The 18,999-nt window shown below is 56.1% G+C and carries 19 protein-coding genes and 1 riboswitch; of the genes, 5 read left to right on the forward strand and 14 right to left on the reverse strand.

Features of this window, described 5'->3' with window-relative positions:
• Positions 1-28: 28 nt before the first annotated feature.
• A complete protein-coding gene (gene metG, locus ACFL9S_RS10495) occupies positions 29-2,110 on the reverse strand; it encodes a methionine--tRNA ligase (protein ID WP_405261953.1) in 2,082 nt (693 codons plus the stop codon).
• A gap of 133 nt (positions 2,111-2,243) precedes the next feature.
• Between metG and apbC the strand changes: the two genes are divergently transcribed.
• Positions 2,244-3,356, forward strand: coding sequence for an iron-sulfur cluster carrier protein ApbC (gene apbC, locus ACFL9S_RS10500; RefSeq protein WP_405261805.1), 1,113 nt, complete (start codon positions 2,244-2,246; stop codon positions 3,354-3,356).
• Between the two features lie 64 nt (positions 3,357-3,420).
• Here apbC and ACFL9S_RS10505 read toward each other — a convergent pair whose 3' ends face one another.
• The 4 genes from ACFL9S_RS10505 to ACFL9S_RS10520 all read right to left on the reverse strand — a co-directional run bounded on the left by ACFL9S_RS10505 (position 3,421) and on the right by ACFL9S_RS10520 (position 5,391).
• Entirely contained in the window at positions 3,421-3,669 is a 249-nt protein-coding gene (locus ACFL9S_RS10505) for a hypothetical protein (protein WP_405261806.1), read from the reverse strand.
• 199 nt (positions 3,670-3,868) lie between these two features.
• On the reverse strand, positions 3,869-4,291 hold the full coding sequence (locus tag ACFL9S_RS10510; protein WP_405261954.1) for a GNAT family N-acetyltransferase: 423 nt from the start codon (positions 4,289-4,291) through the stop codon (positions 3,869-3,871).
• A gap of 114 nt (positions 4,292-4,405) precedes the next feature.
• The gene (locus ACFL9S_RS10515) at positions 4,406-4,729 is read right to left on the reverse strand and encodes an AzlD domain-containing protein (protein ID WP_405261807.1); all 324 of its coding nucleotides are present in this window, start codon (positions 4,727-4,729) and stop codon (positions 4,406-4,408) included.
• Positions 4,729-5,391: an AzlC family ABC transporter permease gene (locus tag ACFL9S_RS10520; RefSeq protein WP_405261808.1), complete on the reverse strand. Its 663-nt coding sequence runs from the start codon at positions 5,389-5,391 to the stop codon at positions 4,729-4,731. The genes ACFL9S_RS10515 and ACFL9S_RS10520 overlap by 1 nt, the downstream gene beginning before the upstream one ends.
• A gap of 103 nt (positions 5,392-5,494) precedes the next feature.
• Between ACFL9S_RS10520 and ACFL9S_RS10525 the strand changes: the two genes are divergently transcribed.
• The 4 genes from ACFL9S_RS10525 to fbaB all read left to right on the forward strand — a co-directional run bounded on the left by ACFL9S_RS10525 (position 5,495) and on the right by fbaB (position 9,052).
• Positions 5,495-6,043 carry a helix-turn-helix domain-containing protein gene (locus ACFL9S_RS10525; RefSeq protein ID WP_405261809.1) on the forward strand — a complete coding sequence of 183 codons (549 nt, stop codon included), beginning with the start codon at positions 5,495-5,497 and terminating at the stop codon, positions 6,041-6,043.
• Positions 6,044-6,123: 80 nt separating this feature from the next.
• Positions 6,124-6,225: riboswitch (TPP riboswitch) on the forward strand.
• 34 nt (positions 6,226-6,259) lie between these two features.
• The gene (gene thiM / locus ACFL9S_RS10530; RefSeq protein WP_405261810.1) at positions 6,260-7,051 is read left to right on the forward strand and encodes a hydroxyethylthiazole kinase; all 792 of its coding nucleotides are present in this window, start codon (positions 6,260-6,262) and stop codon (positions 7,049-7,051) included.
• Positions 7,048-7,848, forward strand: a complete 801-nt coding sequence (thiD, locus tag ACFL9S_RS10535; protein WP_405261811.1) for a bifunctional hydroxymethylpyrimidine kinase/phosphomethylpyrimidine kinase — start codon at positions 7,048-7,050, stop codon at positions 7,846-7,848. The genes thiM and thiD overlap by 4 nt, the downstream gene beginning before the upstream one ends.
• A gap of 151 nt (positions 7,849-7,999) precedes the next feature.
• On the forward strand, positions 8,000-9,052 hold the full coding sequence (gene fbaB / locus ACFL9S_RS10540) for a class I fructose-bisphosphate aldolase (RefSeq protein ID WP_405261812.1): 1,053 nt from the start codon (positions 8,000-8,002) through the stop codon (positions 9,050-9,052).
• Positions 9,053-9,323: 271 nt separating this feature from the next.
• Here the strand turns inward: fbaB and ACFL9S_RS10545 are convergent, their stop codons facing one another.
• From ACFL9S_RS10545 to yegQ, 9 genes are all read right to left on the reverse strand, one after another.
• Entirely contained in the window at positions 9,324-10,010 is a 687-nt protein-coding gene (locus ACFL9S_RS10545) for a GntR family transcriptional regulator (RefSeq protein ID WP_405261813.1), read from the reverse strand.
• 92 nt (positions 10,011-10,102) lie between these two features.
• Positions 10,103-11,566, reverse strand: a complete 1,464-nt coding sequence (locus tag ACFL9S_RS10550; RefSeq protein ID WP_405261814.1) for a mannitol dehydrogenase family protein — start codon at positions 11,564-11,566, stop codon at positions 10,103-10,105.
• Positions 11,567-11,757: 191 nt separating this feature from the next.
• Positions 11,758-13,041 (reverse strand): MFS transporter, encoded by a 1,284-nt coding sequence (locus ACFL9S_RS10555; RefSeq protein WP_405261815.1) that lies wholly within the window; start codon positions 13,039-13,041, stop codon positions 11,758-11,760.
• Between the two features lie 73 nt (positions 13,042-13,114).
• Positions 13,115-14,125: a Zn-dependent oxidoreductase gene (locus ACFL9S_RS10560; RefSeq protein ID WP_405261816.1), complete on the reverse strand. Its 1,011-nt coding sequence runs from the start codon at positions 14,123-14,125 to the stop codon at positions 13,115-13,117.
• A gap of 10 nt (positions 14,126-14,135) precedes the next feature.
• Entirely contained in the window at positions 14,136-15,350 is a 1,215-nt protein-coding gene (gene manD, locus ACFL9S_RS10565) for a D-mannonate dehydratase ManD (RefSeq protein WP_133841507.1), read from the reverse strand.
• Positions 15,351-15,522: 172 nt separating this feature from the next.
• A complete protein-coding gene (locus ACFL9S_RS10570; RefSeq protein WP_405261817.1) occupies positions 15,523-15,690 on the reverse strand; it encodes a hypothetical protein in 168 nt (55 codons plus the stop codon).
• Entirely contained in the window at positions 15,659-16,114 is a 456-nt protein-coding gene (locus ACFL9S_RS10575; protein ID WP_405261819.1) for a hypothetical protein, read from the reverse strand. The genes ACFL9S_RS10570 and ACFL9S_RS10575 overlap by 32 nt, the downstream gene beginning before the upstream one ends.
• Positions 16,115-16,298: 184 nt before the next feature.
• Positions 16,299-17,198 carry a lipid kinase YegS gene (yegS, locus tag ACFL9S_RS10580; protein ID WP_405261820.1) on the reverse strand — a complete coding sequence of 300 codons (900 nt, stop codon included), beginning with the start codon at positions 17,196-17,198 and terminating at the stop codon, positions 16,299-16,301.
• Between the two features lie 378 nt (positions 17,199-17,576).
• Positions 17,577-18,959 (reverse strand): tRNA 5-hydroxyuridine modification protein YegQ, encoded by a 1,383-nt coding sequence (gene yegQ, locus ACFL9S_RS10585; protein ID WP_405261821.1) that lies wholly within the window; start codon positions 18,957-18,959, stop codon positions 17,577-17,579.
• Positions 18,960-18,999 lie beyond the last annotated feature (40 nt).

Genomic DNA, 18,999 nt, shown 5'->3' on the forward strand with positions numbered 1-18,999 from the left:
GGGCCAGGCATGCCTGACCCCTACGAATTTACTTAACTTGCTGGCCTGGCTGAGCGCCGCTGTCCGGGCTGAGCAGGAAGATATCTTTCCCACCAGGACCCGCCGCCATCACCATGCCTTCAGAGATACCGAAACGCATTTTGCGTGGTGCGAGATTTGCCACCATCACCGTCAGACGGCCAACCAGCACCGCCGGGTCCGGGTAGGCGGCACGGATGCCGGAGAACACGTTGCGCTTTTCACCGCCAACATCCAGTGACAGGCGCAGCAGCTTATCGGAGCCTTCAACAAATTCTGCGTTTTCGATCAGCGCAATACGCATATCGACTTTGGCGAAATCATCGAAGCTGATGGTGTCCTGAATCGGATCATCCGCCAGCGGACCGGTTGCTGGCGCTTTCGCCGCAGCCGCATCTTCTTTTGAGGCTTCAATCAGACCGTTCACTTTATCCATCTCAATGCGGCCATACAGCGCTTTGAATGGCGCAATGCTGTGGCTCAGCAGCGGCTGCTGAATGCCATCCCAGCTCAGTTCCTGATTCAGGAAAGCTTCGGTGCGGGCAGTCAGCGATGGCAGCACAGGTTTCAGCCAGGTCATCAGCACGCGGAACAGGTTGATGCCCATTGAGCAGATCGCCTGCAGGTCGGCATCACGGCCTTCCTGCTTCGCCACCACCCACGGAGCCTGCTCGTCAACATAGCGGTTAGCCACGTCAGCCAGCGCCATAATTTCGCGCACGGCACGGCTGAATTCACGGCTGGCCCAGGCTTCACCAATGCTGGCGGACGCATCGGTAAAGGTTTTGTACAGCACCGGGTCTGCCAGTTCAGCAGAAAGCTGCCCGTCAAAACGTTTGGCAATAAAACCGGCATTGCGTGATGCCAGGTTAACCACCTTGTTGACGATATCGGCATTCACTCGCTGCACGAAATCTTCCAGATTCAGATCGATGTCGTCAATGCGTGATGAGAGCTTCGCCGCGTAGTAGTAACGCAGGCTGTCGGCATCCAGATGTTGCAGCCAGGTGCTGGCTTTAATAAAGGTGCCGCGTGATTTAGACATCTTCGCGCCGTTAACCGTGACATAGCCATGAACAAACAGGTTAGTCGGTTTACGGAAGTTGCTGCCTTCCAGCATTGCAGGCCAGAAGAGGCTGTGGAAGTAGACGATATCTTTACCGATGAAGTGGTAGAGATCGGCGTCCGAATCTTTCTGCCAGAACGCATCGAAGTCGATGTCGCCGCGCTTGTCGCACAGGTTTTTGAATGAACCCATGTAGCCGATAGGCGCATCCAGCCAGACGTAGAAGTATTTGCCCGGCGCATCCGGGATTTCGAAGCCGAAGTAGGGCGCATCGCGGGAGATATCCCACTGCTGCAAGCCGGAGTCAAACCACTCCTGCATTTTATTCGCCACCTGCTCCTGCAACGCACCGGAACGGGTCCAGGCCTGCAACATGGCGCTGAATTCCGGCAGATCGAAGAAGAAGTGCTCAGAATCACGCATAACAGGCGTGGCGCCGGAGACCACGGACTTCGGATCGATCAGTTCAGTCGGGCTGTAGGTGGCGGAACAGACTTCGCAGTTGTCGCCATACTGATCCGGTGCTTTACATTTCGGGCAGGTGCCTTTGACAAAACGATCGGGCAGGAACATGCCTTTTTCCGGATCGTAAAGCTGAGAAATCGTGCGGTTCTTAATAAAACCGTTCTCTTTCAGTCGGGTATAGATCAGTGAAGACAGCTCACGGTTCTCATCGCTGTGCGTCGAGTGGTAGTTGTCGTAGCTGATATCAAATCCGGCAAAGTCGGTCTGATGTTCCTGACTCATATCGGCAATCATCTGCTCCGGCGCGATGCCCATCTGCTGCGCTTTCAGCATGATTGGCGTGCCATGTGCGTCATCGGCACAGATGAAGTAAACCTGGTTGCCGCGCATTCGCTGGTAACGGACCCAAATATCTGCCTGGATATGCTCGAGCATGTGGCCGAGATGAATGGAACCATTTGCGTACGGCAGTGCGCACGTTACCAAAATTTTTTTCGCGACTTGAGTCATATTAAGACTTAGCTCATACCTGTTGAAAAAGGGGTTTAGATGGTAACCGATTGCCTGACCCTGCGTAAACAAGGGGTTCAACTCCCTGCGGTTTTTTCCGGCCGGTTACGTCAGTTCGGGCCAGATCTGATATGCTCAATGACATAAATGCAGGCAGAACAACCCGCAATATCAAGGAATACAGATGACTTCACCATCCCAGGGGCATCATTCCCCCGAAGCGCTACGCGCGATTGTCATGGGCGTGCTGGCCACGTTTGAACACCCCACGTTGCACCATAATCTCACCGTGCTGAAGGCGCTGCGCCACTGTGCGCTGCTGGATAACACCCTGCATATTGAACTGAGTATGCCGTTTGTCTGGCAGGGACCGTTTGAGAGCCTGAAAGCGACGGTCAGTGCCGATCTGCTGCGTCTGACGGGTGCGGTCGCGATTTCATGGCGTTTAACGCTGAATGTGGCGACGCTACAACGGGTAAAAAATCGTCCTGGCGTCAACGGCGTAAAAAACATTATTGCCATCAGTTCCGGTAAAGGGGGCGTCGGCAAATCGACCACGGCGGTCAATCTGGCACTGGCGCTGGCAGCGGAAGGGGCGAAAGTGGGTCTGCTGGATGCGGATATATACGGACCGTCGATCCCGGATATGCTGGGCGTTGAAGATCAGCGGCCAACCTCACCGGACGGCACGCATATGGCGCCGATTATGGCTCACGGCCTGGCCACCAACTCGATTGGTTATCTGGTGACTGAGGATAACGCGATGGTGTGGCGCGGGCCGATGGCCAGCAAGGCGCTGATGCAGTTGCTCAACGAAACATTATGGCCGGAACTGGACTATCTGGTGCTGGACATGCCGCCGGGCACCGGGGATATCCAGCTGACTCTGGCGCAGAACGTGCCGGTGACCGGCGCCGTGGTGGTGACGACGCCGCAGGATATTGCGCTGATCGATGCACGCAAAGGCATTGTGATGTTTGAAAAGGTGAATGTTCCGGTGCTGGGCGTGGTGGAAAACATGAGTATGCACATTTGCAGCCAGTGCGGGCACCATGAGGCGATCTTTGGTACTGGCGGTGCCGAAAAGCTGGCGGAACAGTATCACACGCGTCTGCTGAGCCAGCTTCCGCTGCATATCAGCCTGCGCGAAGACCTGGATAATGGTGAACCCACCGTTGTGCGTCGTCCTGACAGCGAGTTCACGGCATTGTACCGCCAGCTGGCCACACAGGTTGCGGCGCAACTTTACTGGCAGGGTGAGGTTATCCCGGAAGATATTGCTTTCCGCGCGTTATAACCCCGCTTAATACGCCATTCTGCGTAGGGACCGACCTTTTTTCCGGTCGGTCCGTCTTGAACCGCTACACCAGCCTGACGTGCCGCTGCTGAAATCCATCCACCATCGAATAATCAAAATCAATTTTCCCGCCGTCGAAAAGCTGAGTAATCAACGTGAAATCATTGTCCGGTGTGACATTGCAACGATGGTTAAGCAGGGTGTCCTGAATGGTAAACGAACGGTCACCGCGCGCGATACGCATCAGATATTGCAGCATATCGTATGCACGTACACTTACGCCTGCCTGCTCATGAGGGGGTCTGCTTGTCATCTGCTACGGCCATTTTCAGTGCTAAAACACCATTATAATCCGTTGTGTTTAATCGACGGCAAGCCGATTGTGTATTTTAGTGAAATCAGACGCAGCAACGTACAGCCCATAATCGCCAGCCAGGCGCTGTAAACCTGTGGGATCAGCCCGGCTGAACCGGTCAGCTCAATCGCGGCGCCGACGAGTGCGGTATTTGCCGTTACAGCACGTAGTGCATCAGCAGATATTCGCCCTGGTCGCTTTCGCCTTCGGCCACCACACGCCAGCCGTGCTTTTTATAAAACAGCTGCGCCTGCAGGTTTTCCGCCAGACATTTGAGTGCGCCGGTGGAGGTAAAGCTGTTTTGCACCGCCTGCAATAATGCACTGCCTGCGCCGCTGCCCTGCCAGTCCGGGTCGATAAACAGGCTGTGCAGGAAATTATCGTTATCCAGGACAGCGGCAAATCCGATGCGGTGGCCGTCTTCTTCCGCCACCAGCACGCGCTCGCCCCGCGTCACCCGGTCGAAATCCTCTAACTGCCATTGACTGTCATCCAGCCAGGTCCAGTTGGCTTTGCGCGAGGCAAGAAACAGCGTGCGTAAGAATGGTCGATCCGCTTCGGTAAAAAGACGGATATTCATGGGGGAAACTTTTTTCATGGGGAAACGCCTGCAACATAAACGCCGGGTGGCAACGGCGCCGAGTTTATCGCAAACACGTCATCTTTGATGAATAAAATAACGTACAGTTATGCGTCAGGGGATCCCGGCTAAGCGCAACAGGGCGGTCACCAGTGCCGCAGCGAGGATCACCAGGATCAGCGGGGTTTGACGCCAGGCGAGCAGTAGCGCCACAGCCACACCGGCCACCCGTGCGATGCCCGCAAACTGGACACCTTCGTAAAAGGTGTTTCCCAGCGCCACCGCAAACAGCAGCGTGGTGGCCGCATCGGACAAGAGCTTGCGCGCATTTTCAGACAGCGCCATACGGTTACCCAGCGTGGCCCCGGCAAATCGCATCAGCCAGGTGCCTGCGGCCAGCATCACAATACCGCCGATAATCAGTGTGGTGTCTGGCATTATTTCCTCCTCGCCAGCAGGCCTGCCAGGGAGAACAGCACGGGTAACCCAACAGGTGTAAAGGGAACCGTCAGCAGCGACAGCGCGGCACCGCAGGAGGCGCGCGTCAATGTGATGCGCGATTTCAGTGCCGGAAGCACCAGCGTCAGGATGATGGCGGGAAACACCGCATCAAGCCCGATGGCCTGCGTATTGGGCAGAAACTTCCCCATCACGCTGCCCAGCAGCGCCCCCATCGGCCAGACAAAGGCCACGCCGAGGCCACACAGCCAGAAGGCGGCTTTGCGCTGCTGCGCGCTGGATTGTGACAGACCAAACACCACACTTTCGTCATTCATAATATGGCACCCGAGCAGCGAAGACAGGCGCGAGCCGACCAGATCGCGCACCGCAATGCCAAAAGGAAAGTGCCGCGCGTTAACCAGCAGCCCGGCCACGGCAGCCGCCAGTGGATTTCCGCCGCCAGCGATGATGGCAATAAACATAAACTCGGAAGCCCCCGCCAGCACAAACAGGCTGGAGAACAGCGGCACCCACAGCGGGAAGCCATAGGCGGTTGCCAGAGAGCCATAAGAGATGCCGACCACGCCAACCGCCAGGCAGATCAGATAAATGGCTTTGCGCGTATCCGCACTGAGCGATGGAAAATGACGGGCAATCATAAGCGTTTTACCATGGCGAACAAAATTGCCATTATAATGAACGCAGAGTAAACTTGGGTCAACACGAACGTTTCGTTCGTTTTAACGAACGACCAGGTGAGAGATGACACAGCCCATTGCGATAATTGCACACAGTTTGATTCGGGAACGCACGCTGGCCGGGCTTTCGCTGGCTGAAGTCGCCAGACGAGCAAATATCGCCAAATCAACGCTTTCGCAGCTGGAAGCGGGCAACGGCAACCCCAGCCTGGAAACGTTATGGGCGCTGTGCGTGGCCTTAAATATTCCGTTTGCGAAATTGCTCGAACCGGCAGGTAATCAGACCCAGGTGATACGGCGCGGGGAAGGGATGAAGGTCTCAGCCGGAGAAGCGGACTATCAGGCGATCCTGCTGGCCAGCTGCCCGCCGGGCGCACGCCGTGATATCTATCTGTTAATGGCCGAGCCGGGTACTGAGCGCCTGTCGCAGCCGCATCTTGCTGGATCTGTGGAGCATATTATTGTCACCCAGGGGCGGGCGCTGGTGGGACCGAAAGAGTCCCCTGAAACGCTGGAACCTGGCGATTACATCTGTTATCCCGCCGATCGCGAACATATCTTCAAAGCGCTGGAGCCGGATACCCTGGCGCTGTTAGTGTCGGAGCAGGGCTAGGGTGGGCAAATGAGTTTACAACCCCGCTGCTGCTCCCTTATTCTGTCGCTCTCTCAGTGCATAACTGAGAACAAAAAACGATTAATGACTCGGGGTGCCCTTCCTTAACCGGAACCGGCTGAGACAAACCCGCATAACCTGAACTGGATAATGCCAGCGTAGGGAAGTCAGATGCCCGACCGGCATCGCCTTCTTGATCGCCGGTTGGGAGCAAACATGATCCAACCTGAACACCTGAGCCACGCTGATGTTGCCCATTCCCTGACGCTGTTTCAACAGCAATCCCCCCTGATCCACTGTATGACCAACGACGTGGTACAGACCTTTACCGCCAACGTGCTGCTGGCGCTGGGGGCTTCCCCGGCGATGGTGATCGATGCAGACGAAGCCGTGCAGTTCAGTGCCATTGCCGATGCGCTGCTGGTGAACGTCGGTACGCTGACCCGCAGCCGCAGTGAGGCGATGCTGGCCGCCGTTCAGTCGGCTAATGCCGCCGGACGGGGCTGGACATTAGATCCGGTGGCGGTTGGTGCTCTGGATTTCCGTACCACCTTCTGTCATCAACTCCTGCTACTGAAACCTGCTGCGATACGCGGCAATGCGTCGGAAATTATGGCACTGGCAAAACAGGCGGTCAGCGGGCGCGGCGTTGACAGCCAGCATGCGTCAACGGCGGCATTGCAGGCAGCCGAAGTACTGGCGGCTGAAACGGGCGCGGTGGTGGCCGTGACCGGAGACGTGGATTTTGTCACCGATGGCGTGCGCACGCTCAGCGTCAGCGGCGGGTCCCCGCTGATGACCCGCGTGGTCGGCACCGGTTGTGCGTTGTCCGCGGTGGTGGCCGGGTTTGCCGCGCTGCCGGGTGACCGCCTGGTGCATGTCGCCAGCGCTTGCCGCGTGGTGGCGCTGGCGGGAGAGCGCGCAGCCGCCGCAGCGCAGGGACCGGGTAGCTTTATCCCCGCGTTCCTCGATGCACTGTATCAACTGAACCCGGAGGCGCGGGTATGAAACGGGTTAACGCCATGACCATTGCCGGGACGGACCCGAGCGGTGGCGCCGGGATCCAGGCCGACCTGAAAGCCTTCTCTGCGCTGGGGGCTTATGGCACCAGCGTGATCACCGCGCTGGTGGCACAGAATACCACGGGCGTGCAGTCGGTCTATCGCATTGAACCGGCGTTCGTTGCTGCGCAGCTGGATTCCGTGCTGTCGGATGTGCGCATCGATACCATCAAAATTGGCATGCTCGCCGAGAGCGCCATCGTTGAGGTGGTGGCTGAACGGCTGAAACACACCCTGGTGCCCTGGGTGGTGCTGGATACGGTGATGCTGGCAAAAAGCGGCGATCCGCTGCTCTCCGCTGAGGCGGTCGCCACCCTGCGCGAATGTCTGTTACCGCAGGTCTCCCTGATTACGCCTAATCTGCCGGAAGCTGCCGCGCTGCTGGGCTGCGATCCGGCGCGCGATGAGGTTGAGATGCGTGAACAGGGCAGGGCGCTGCTGGCGCTGGGTTGCCAGGCGGTACTGATGAAGGGCGGGCATCTCAGCGAATCGGAAAGCCCGGACTGGCTATTTACCCGCCAGCGGGAGCAGCGGTTTACTGCGCCTCGTATTCATACGCGCAATACGCACGGTACGGGCTGTTCGCTATCGGCGGCGCTGGCGGCACTGCGTCCGCGACATGACGACTGGGTCTCCACGGTTCAGGCGGCCAAACACTGGTTGCAAGGGGCGCTTGAGCAGGCGGACTCGCTGGAAGTTGGCCACGGGCACGGCCCGGTGCATCATTTTCATCAATGGTGGTGACCACGCTGATCTGCGCTTTTTAGTGCGGTTCGTTCTGAAAAATGGAGTCAGCAATTTGCCTTAATGACGGTTTTGGGTCCACCCTGTTGAGGTCAGAGAAACTGACCAGCGGGCCATCTGATGGCCCCCTCACATTTTAACAGGAGTTATCATGACGGACATCGTACAGTTATTGGGCAAAGAAGCTGACTCTCTTTTGCAACATCGCTGCATGACTATTCCAGCGGACAACCTCTATCTTCCAGGGGCGGATTATGTGGATCGGGTGATGGTCGATAATAATCGTCCCCCGGCTGTTTTACGCAATATGCAAACCCTGTACAACACCGGACGTTTAGCCGGGACAGGTTACCTCTCTATCCTCCCCGTAGACCAGGGCGTCGAGCATTCGGCGGGCGCCTCCTTTGCCGCGAACCCGCTCTACTTCGACCCGAAAAACATTGTTGAACTGGCGATTGAAGCGGGCTGTAACTGCGTGGCCTCCACGTATGGTGTGCTGGCCTCGGTCTCACGCCGTTACGCACATCGCATCCCGTTTATGGTCAAGCTCAACCATAACGAGACGCTGAGTTATCCCACCCAGTATGACCAGACGCTGTACGCCAGCGTTGAGCAGGCGTTTAACCTCGGCGCTGTTGCCGTCGGGGCGACCATCTATTTCGGTTCGGAGCAGTCACGACGTCAGATTGAAGAGGTCTCTGCCGCCTTTGAACGCGCTCATGAGTTGGGGCTGGTCACCGTGCTGTGGGCTTATTTGCGCAATAACGACTTTAAAAAAGACGGGGTGGATTACCATGCCAGCGCCGACCTGACCGGTCAGGCGAACCATCTGGCGGCCACCATCGGTGCGGATATCGTGAAGCAGAAAATGGCAGAGAATAACGGCGGCTATAAAGCAGTGAAGTTCGGCCATACCGATGATCGCGTTTACAGCGCACTGACCACGGATAACCCTATCGACCTGGTGCGTTACCAACTGGCGAACTGCTATATGGGGCGCGCCGGGATGATCAACTCAGGCGGTGCAGCCGCAGGGGATACGGATATTGCTGAGTCTGTGCGTACGGCAGTGATCAATAAACGTGCGGGCGGCATGGGGCTGATTTTAGGGCGCAAAGCCTTTAAGAAAACGATGAAGGACGGCGTGGCGCTGATTAATTCGGTGCAGGATGTTTATCTCGCGAAAAACGTCACTATCGCCTAAACAAGCTATCTTACTGGCGATTTTGAACGCTGGCAGTGCTCTGAATCCTCACGTACTGTGTGTACGCTCCGGTTCATGCGCGCTGGCAGCGTCCAAACTCGCTGCGACGATAACGCTTGTTAATGGGATTTCTGTCGGTGAAACGGACTGACCGAAAAAGAGGGTAGCTACAGAACCCAGGTTGCCCCGAACCGTAGGGGGCGACCATTTTTTCCGGTCGCCCCGTGCCGATGATGTGCACCTGCCCAAAGTGGTCCCCTGCATCTTCACGTCAAAACGGCTCAAACCAGTCGCTGTTCTGCTCGGCAATCGGGGTGATGGAGAAGATCATCTCCTGCAAATGGCGGCGCAGCGCCTGTTCAGCGGCGTCGGCATCTTTTGCACACAAGGCCAGGTAAATCTGGCGGTGCTGCTCAATCAGGCTCTCTGGCGGTGACACTTTGCTTAACGTCAGAAAACGCACGCGGTCCATGGTGGCTTTGATATTTTCCACCGTCTCCCACGCCAGTTCACAGGTAATACTTTGCGCGATCAGTCGGTGAAACTCATCGTCCAGCAGGAGAAACGACTGGCTGTCGTGGCGATCGGCGGCCAGCTTTTGTAATTGCAGATTATGTTCCAGTGCCGCCAGCCCGACAGGTGTGGCTTCAGTCGCCGCACGGCGTACCACCGCGACTTCAACGGCTTCACGAATAAAACGACCGTCGGCGACGCGCCGGGCAGAGATCTTACGCACGAAGGTGCCGCGCTGCGGAAGAACCTGCACCAGGCCAGCTTCTGCCAGTTTGATAAAGGCTTCGCGTACCGGCTGACGTGAGACGTTAAAGCGCGTGGACACCTCTTTTTCCGACAGCAGTGAGCCTGGGTGGATCGCACAGGTGACGATATCCTGACGCAGAAAACGATAAATCTGCTGGTTGACCGGCTCACTGGCGGTGATGGTATAAACTGTCGACATTCGGCAACTTCCCTTTAGCGGCGGGTCAACAGCCTGCCCGCATATGGCGTGAAAGCCTTCAGTCTAATCAGGCTGGCGCATCCGCGCCAGAGTTAAACGCGGGCAACCAGTTGATGCACCGTTTGTTTTGCCCCCTGGCTTAACAGCAGGTGGTAGAAATGGTTAACCTGGCGTACAAACTGCGGGTTACCGGCCAGGTCCTCGCCAAAGACATGTTTCAGCCCCAGCAGGGCGGCCACGCGGGGTTCCCCTTCGGCGCTTTCTGCCACTCGTGTTGCCAGCTCGGCACGGAGGGGATCGTTGATCACAACAGGCTGTCCCTGTTCATCGTGCCCACTGACATAACGTATCCATCCGGCCACGCCAAGCGCCAGTAAATCGAAGTTGCTGTGATGCGCGAGGTGCCAGCGAATGCTGTCCAGCCAGCGCTGGGGCAGTTTCTGGCTGCCATCGTTGGCGATCTGCGCGGTGCGGTGCCTGATGGCACGGTTGCTGTAACGGGCAATCAGCGAGTCGGCGTAGGCCGTCAGATCAACGCCGGTGATGCGCAGCGTTGGTGCCTGCTGTTCCAGCATCAACTGGCGCGCCGCCTGTTTGAAATAGGGATCGGTCATGCAGTCACTGATGTGCTGATACCCGGCGAGGTTGCCGAGGTAGGCGAGGAATGAGTGGCTGCCGTTTAGCATGCGCAGCTTCATCTCTTCAAACGGCAGCACGTCAGCCACCAGTTCAGCTCCGGCCTGTTCCCATGCCGGGCGGCCGCTGACAAAGTTATCTTCAATCACCCACTGGAAGAATGGCTCACAGGCCACCGCCACCGGATCGTCACAGCCCAGTTTGTCACGTAAAGCGTGGTGGGTGTCATCGGTCATTGCCGGAACAATACGGTCGACCATCGTGGATGGGAAGGTCAGTGTCTGCGCGATCCAGTCGGCCAGTTCCGGTGCCTGCTGGCGTGCCAGCGTGGTGATCACGTTGCGGGTGACATGGCCGTTTTCCGGCATATTATCGCAGGACATCACGCTGAAAGGTGCCAGCCCACGTTCGCGACGACGACGAATAGCGGCGAGAATAATGCCCGGCAGCGACTGCGGCGCATCGGGGTGCTCCAGATCATGGCGGATTGCCGGGTGATCAAGGTTTAACTCACCGCTGGCGGGATGGTGGCAATAGCCTTTTTCCGTCACCGTCATGGAGACAATCGCCACGTCAGGCTGGCTGAGCGCTTCCAGCACCGCCTCAATACCGTCGGACTGGCCGTGCAGGGCGGCGGTTACTACGCCAACCACGCGCAGATTCAGCTGGTCATCGGCCATTTCGGCCACGGTGTAGCAGAGCTGCTGCTGGCGCAGGGCGGTAATCAATTCGCCGCTGTTAAGATTGATTTCGCAATATCCCCAGTCGCTGCCCTGCTCGGCGGCGAGCCGATCGCTACAGACGGCCTGGTGGGCACGATGGAAGGCACCAAAACCAATGTGGACCATGCGGGTACGCAGTGCGTGGCGGTTGTACTGTGGGCGTTCTACATCGGGCGGGAGGGTAGTAATAGACAACATAATGCATCCTTAGAACCAGACCCATCAGGCTATTTTACTTGCCATTTTAAACCTGGGCAGTGCTCAAAATCCTCACGTACTTCGTGTACGCTCCGGTTTTTCCGCGCTGTCCATGTCCAAACTGGCTGCGACAATCACGCCTGATGAGGCTGGTTTTTAGTTATTTGCGGGGGAAAACCCACCCGCGATAATCAGACGGACACCGGAGTATCCAGTTTCTTCGGCGGTTTAATCACAAACAGCACCAGGAGCGCACCCAGCGCGGCAACCACGCCCGCCAGCACAAAGGCGCTGTCAAACTTGCCGGTGTGCTGCACGATATAGCCAGTGACAATTGGCCCGACAATCCCGGAAAGGCTGCCGATCAGGTGGATAAATCCACTGATACTGCCGACGCGGCTTTTATGCACCACATCCTGAATAATCGCCCAGTAAATCGCCCCGGTGATGTAGAGGAAGAAGATGGAGACCGACATCAGACCGACGGCCGAAGTGACCTCTTTTACCGTACCGGCAAAGGCGACACAAATTGCAGCAGCCATTAACGAGACCACCAGCACAATTTTACGTGAAAGCAGCAGCTTGCCGGTCATTTTGAAGAGTTTGTCCGAGATGATTCCCCCGAGTGCCAGACCGACGAAACCGACAATCCACGGGATCATGGTGGTGATACTCATTGCCTTAATATCCAGCCCGTGCGCCTGCACCAGGTAGGCCGGGAACCAGCTGAGGAAGAAGAACAAAATGTAGTTGTAGCAGAAGAAAGCAAACGCCGTGACCAGGATAATCGGCTGACGCAGGTAGTAGCCTAAGCCGTGCTGCGACTGTGACAGTTCCTCTTCCGGGCTGAGCTGCTCGTCTTTCATCTGCGCAATCAGTGCGCGTTCACGTTCGCTGATTAATTTGCTTTTCAGCGGGTTGTCAGCGGCAATAAAGAACCACACAACCATCCAGACGATGCCAATTGAGCAGATAATGGCGAAGGCCGGGCGCCAGCCGAAGGCAAGGGCAAGGTAGCCGATGATCGGTCCGGCTACGGCGCCGCCAAGGGGCGATCCAGCGCTTAGCAGGCCCATCGCGGTGGCGGCCTGTTTTTTCGGGAACCAGCCGTTAATCGCTTTATTCGCCGAGGCACAGATCGGTCCCTCCGCCATGCCGAACAGCACGCGCAGGATCAGCATTGACCAGAAACCGGTAGCGAGGGCGGTAAAGCCGCAGAAGATTGACCACATTCCGACGGCGACGCCGAGGGTGATTGTCGGGCCGAATTTATCGGTCGCAAGGCCACCGACAAAGTTAAAGATGGCATAACCGAAGAAGAAGCTGCCGAAAATCAGGCCGAACTCTTCCGCATTCAGCATCAGATCTTTTTCAATCATTGGCACGGTCAGGGACAGCGCCACCCGGTCAAGGTAGTTAATCATGTAAACAAGGAATAGCAGCAGTACTATCGTCCAGCGCAGGTTCTTAAACATTTTTGTTCTCCGCACATTATCTTTTTTATGGGTAGGGTAGAGGTTGTTGCCGGGCGTCACCCCGGCTTTAGGGTTAATTCATACTGATAATCACCTTGCAGCAGCTGCGCGGGTCCTTCTCGAACAGCGTCATCGCCTGTTCAATCTGGCTCAGGGGCAGCGTATGGGTTACCAGTTTTTCTGGCTGAATCAATCCCTGCTCCATCCACGCGATAACCTGCGGGAAGCGGTGACTGTTCAGCCGTGAAGTAAACAGCGACAGCTCTTTGCTGGTCAGGCTTTGCTGCGTCAGGGTGCAGGCTTCACCAGAGAAGCCCAGCAGGCCGATGCGTCCGGCAGGAGAGGCCAGCGCGGCGGCTTCAGACAGAATTGACGGGTGGCAGGCTGCATCAATAATCAACGTGGGCTGCACGCCGTTGAGCTGTTCTGCCAGCGGCGTCGTGCTGTTGTTCAGTGCCTGGTCTGCACCGTTTTCCCGTGCCATCGTGAGGCGCTCTTCCAGACGGTCAGCGACAATCACCGTCTTCACGTTGTAGACGCCTTTCAGCACCTGAATCGCCGTCAGCCCCATCGGCCCGGCACCGTAAATCAGTGCCACATCATCGGGAACAGGCTTGAGGAATGCGCTGATATTGGCCGCGATGGTAAACGGCTCGACCAGGCTGGCCAGCGTGTCCGGTATTGCCTCCGGCAGAACATAGGCATTCGCCGCTGGCACGATGGCGTAATCGCTGAAACCGCCATCGCGATGCACACCGATGACCTGCAATTCGCTACAGACATTTGGCCGACCTATCGAGCAAGGGTAGCAGTGACCACAGCTGACCACCGGATCGACCGCCACGCGCTCACCGATGCGGGCGCTGTCCACACCGTTGCCTGTTGCATCAATCAGGCCGAAAAATTCATGACCGATCACACGCGGATAGCGGGCGAACGGGTTATGGCCGTGCCAGATATGCACATCCGATCCGCAGATGCTGGCATATTTCACTTTGACCCGCACTTCTCCAGCTGCGGGTTCTGGCAGGGGGCGATCCTGCAACTGCAATTCGCCCGGGCGTTCAATGACCACGCTTTTCATGTTGTGCTCCTTACCAGTTCCACAGCGTGCCGTCTTCAAGACGGGCGACAGGCAGATAGGCGGGTTCATAGGGGTATTTCGCGGCCAGTTTTTCGTCGAACTCAATACCCAGCCCTGGTTTATCGCCCGGGTGCATATAACCGTTATCGAAGCGCCAGCTGTTCGGGAACACCTCCAGCATCTGCTCGGAGTAACCCATATATTCCTGTACGCCGAAATTCGGTACCCACAGGTCAAAGTGCAGCGCCGCCGCCATGCAAATCGGCGACAGATCGGACGGACCGTGCGAACCGGTACGCACCTGATACAGGGAGGCGAAATCCGCAATGCGGCGCATGCCGGTGATGCCGCCTGCGTGCGTAATGGTGGTACGGATGTAATCGATAAGCTGCTCTTCAATCAGCTGTTTACAGTCCCAGATACTGTTGAACACTTCCCCGACCGCAATCGGTGTCACGGTGTGCTGACGGATCAGGCGGAAGCTCTCCTGATTTTCTGCAGGCGTCGGGTCTTCCATCCAGAACAGGCGATAGTCTTCGATGCTTTTGCCGAAGCGGGCCGCTTCAATAGGCGTCAGACGATGGTGCATGTCGTGCAGCAGGTGCTCGTCAAAGCCGAATTTATCGCGAATGGCTTCAAACAGTTTCGGGGTGAAATCGAGGTATTTCTCCGTTGACCACAGCTGCTCTTCCGGGCGTGCGCCTTTGGTGGCCGGTTCGTAGGCTTCGCCTTTGCCTTTTGCCATCCCGTAGGTGGTTTTCATTCCCGGTACGCCGCACTGGGCGCGAATCGCTTTGAAGCCCAGCTCTTTGTGCTTCGCGTAGTCGTCCATCACTTCGTCAATGCTGTGCCCGGTCGTATGGCAGTAAACCATCACGCCTGTGCGCGATGCACCGCCCAGCAGTTGATAAACCGGCATATTGGCCGCTTTGCCTTTGATGTCCCACAGCGCCTGGTCTACGGCAGAAATAGCGGACATGGTGACCGGGCCGCGACGCCAGTAGGCACCCTTGTAGAAGAACTGCCAGATATCTTCGATCTGATGCGCATCGCGGCCAATCAGCTGTGGGCACACGTGATCTTTCAGGTAAGACGCCACCGGCAGCTCACGGCCATTCAGCGTCGCATCACCAATACCGGTCAGTCCCTGGTCGGTGGTGATTTTTACGGTGACAAAGTTTCTGCCTGGGCAGGTGACAAACACTTCTGCGTTAACAATTTTCATTCTGAACCGCCTTGTACGCCAACAATGGTGAAAAAATACTCTCATAACGTACTACCATACAAGTTGTGCGTGCGGGATTCGCGAGGAGGATCACATTTCGTTGGTGGAGCATGAAGATGAAAAAAAGCGCCCAGGGGCGCTTTTTGTGAGCGTGATAAGTCAGCGCTATTCGCTACTGGGTGCGTTTTGCCTGAGCGCTGGCCTGTTTTGCTCTTGCGGCCAGAATGGCATCTCTTGCTTTAAGGTCATCACGAAATCTTTGAGCGCGTCTTTCCAGCGCCTTTTGCAGTGCAGCTTCCTGCTCTTGTTCATAAATAGCATTGCGGCGTACGTATGACATATCCCCTCCTGTTGGGCTGAAAACCTGACTCTAACGTATTTCCTTTGGCAAAATGCTTCCTGACGATACGTTGATAGATACGTGATAACTTCTCGTCATTTGCCAGAAACACATACATACCAGCATGATACTTCCTGTAGTGTGCAATAAGTGCTCTTTCTACATGACGTATAATAGGAATGGCTGAAATATTACCCTCTGAGGGTTTCACGAAATACGCATCAGATGCAGAACGTTGGCGGATATCGAAATTCACTTCGTACACGCCGCGTTTACTCAGCGTAAAGCCTTCTTGTAAGCAGATGCCAGCATCATATATATGCTTTATTTCCTGAATTGATATCACATAATCGATATTTTTTGATGAAAAATCATTGAAGTAGGTCACCCGGTTAGTGTGAAGGTAAAAAGGTTGAAATTCCATTTTCGTCACCGCCTTATTTATCCGTAATAAAAAATTTAACTATTTTCATTTCACCGAATAATAACGACAACGTTTAATGATTTCCTCTAATCAGGCCGGATTGTTGATTATTTTGGAGACATGCCGCAAAAATTCACCCTGGCGCGGATAACGGCAGGGTGAACGAAGTATTGAGCAGGAAATATTATGCCAGTAATTCACAGGATGGCGGCAGACGGCATTCCAGCGCATCCGGCATGACCTCAATGCGAAATTCTGTCCCGCTCAGGGGTTCACCATCGAGATTAAAGGTCATCTCGTTTGGCGCGCGAATAGTCAGCCACGGCAGCGAGGCGGTGATCAGATTCGGGTTTTCTTCGTTACTGGTCAGTTTATGCACCAGCGTCGGTAACAGCTCCTGCGATGTGGCGATGCTCAGTTCCAGTTTGCCATCGTTAATCAGCGCCGTTGGGCACAGGCGCTGACCGCCGCCCGCCTGACGACCATTGCCAATACCGATCACCAGCGCGTCTCCCTGCCAGTGAAAATCCGGGCCTTCCAGCGTGCAGCTGTCGGCTTTCAGGGTATCCATGCGCATCAGCCCATGAATAAAGTAGGAGACGCCACCCAGTGCGGATTTCAGTTTTTCCGGGGTTTCAGTGGTAATGCGCGTACCGAACCCGCCAGTCGCCATATTGATAAAGTAGCGATCGTTATTCACCCGCGCGAGGTCAATGGCCGTGGCTTTCCCCTGGATGGCAAGACGCAGTGCGTTTTCCATCTCCATCGGGATACCTACGCTGGTGGCAAAGTCATTGGCGGTACCCAGCGGCACCAGGCCCAGCACAGGACGGCATTCAGGCGATAATCCGGCGAGCGCTGTCGCCACTTCGTTAATGGTGCCATCGCCGCCAGCGGCAATCACGGTTTCAGCCTGCAATGCCACCGCTTCGCGCACGTAGCGTTCGCCGTCACCGTGCTCCCAGGTCACGCGCACTTCCAGCGGGAAGCCCTCATCGCGCAGTGTCGTTATGGCCTCACGCAGCGCTTCATTGCCTGCGCTTTTACCATTTAAGATTGCCAGCGTAAGTGAATGTTTTTCCATTTTTGATCCCTGAAGGCGTTTGCGGTTTGCATCAACATATAGCATACCCTGCCGCAGAGGGTTACCTCAGGTCGAAAAAGCGCGGAGTTTTCTGAAAAAATCGAGGGGACTAAAAAAGAAATGACCCTCACGGGGGAGCCGTGTGGGCCGAATAAGGTGGTATCTGACCCTATCTTTTACGCCGCAGTGGCGTTGGCTGCGTTTACTCACCCCAGTCACTTACTAGTGTAAGCTCCGGGGGATTCGTTCACTTGCCGCCTTACTGCGCCGCAAAATCTATGGGTCATATAATGCTATTTGGATTTGTTCGTTAGGAGCGGGAGCATCTTAACGAAGTTAATGAGATGGTAATGTGATCGCATTCTAATATCAGTAACATCATGTAACTTCTTTCGCCAACTCTACCGCATGCGGATTGCGGGTGGTGGTGCCGGCGAGGTTACGCATCAGCAGGGCATACTGCAGATCCATCTCTTCCGGCAGCGGCAGCCACACCAGATGACCATTGCCCGGCGCCACGTCAATCGGCTGCGCTTTGCCATTTTCCATCTGCGTCAGGGTGAAGTTGATATTTCCCGCTGGGGACATCAGTTCCAGGCTGTCGCCGACGCTAAACTTATTCTTCACATCCACCTGCGCCAGCGCACCACGGCGTTCACCGGTAAACTCACCGACAAACTGCTGGCGATCGGATACCGAGTAGCCTGCGTCATAGCTCTGATAGCTGTCGTGTGTATGACGGCGCAGGAAGCCTTCTGTATAACCACGATGCGCCAGGCCTTCCAGCGTTTCCAGCAGGGCAGGGTCGAAAGGCTTCCCGGCGGCGGCATCGTCAATGGCGCGGCGATAGACCTGAGCGGTACGCGCGCAGTAGTAGAAGGATTTGGTGCGTCCTTCAATTTTCAGCGAGTGAATGCCCATTTGCGTCAGACGCTCAACGTGCGCCACCGCACGCAGATCTTTCGAATTCATAATATAAGTGCCGTGTTCATCTTCGAAGGCGGTCATATACTCGCCAGGGCGCATGGCCTCTTCGATCATAAACACTTTGTCCGTTGGCTGCCCGGCACCCAGCGTCGGCTCGACATTCTGCACGGCAATCGGCTGCTGGCGATGCACAATATTGCCAATTGCATCTTCTTTGCCTTCCTGGACGTTATATTCCCAGCGGCAGGCATTCGTGCAGGTCCCCTGATTCGGGTCGCGTTTGTTGATGTAACCGGAAAGCAGGCAGCGGCCAGAGTAGGCCATGCAGAGTGCGCCGTGTACGAAAATTTCCAGCTCCATCTCCGGCACCTGCTGACGGATCTCCGCGATCTCTTCCAGTGACAGTTCGCGTGACAGAATCACCCTTGTCAGCCCCATCTGCTGCCAGAACTTCACCGTGGCCCAGTTGACTGCGTTGGCCTGGACCGACAAATGGATGTCCATCTGCGGGAAGGCTTCGCGCACCAGCATGATCAGTCCGGGATCGGACATGATCAGCGCATCCGGCTGCATATCAATCACCGGTTTCAGGTCACGAATAAAGGTTTTCAGCTTGGCGTTGTGCGGCGCGATATTCACCACAACGTAGAATTTTTTTCCGAGCGCATGGGCTTCATTAATGCCCGTTGCCAGATTTTCATGGTTGAATTCGTTATTGCGCACGCGCAGGCTGTAGCGAGGCTGACCGGCATACACGGCATCTGCGCCATACGCAAAAGCGTAACGCATATTTTTCAGTGTACCGGCCGGAGAAAGCAGTTCCGGTTTGTTCATTGTGTTCTCAGTCTGATGTCAGGTCAGATATTGCGGTGAT

It is taken from the genome of Erwinia sp. AnSW2-5, assembly GCF_045107195.1.
In the GTDB taxonomy this organism is placed as follows: Bacteria; Pseudomonadota; Gammaproteobacteria; order Enterobacterales; family Enterobacteriaceae; genus Erwinia.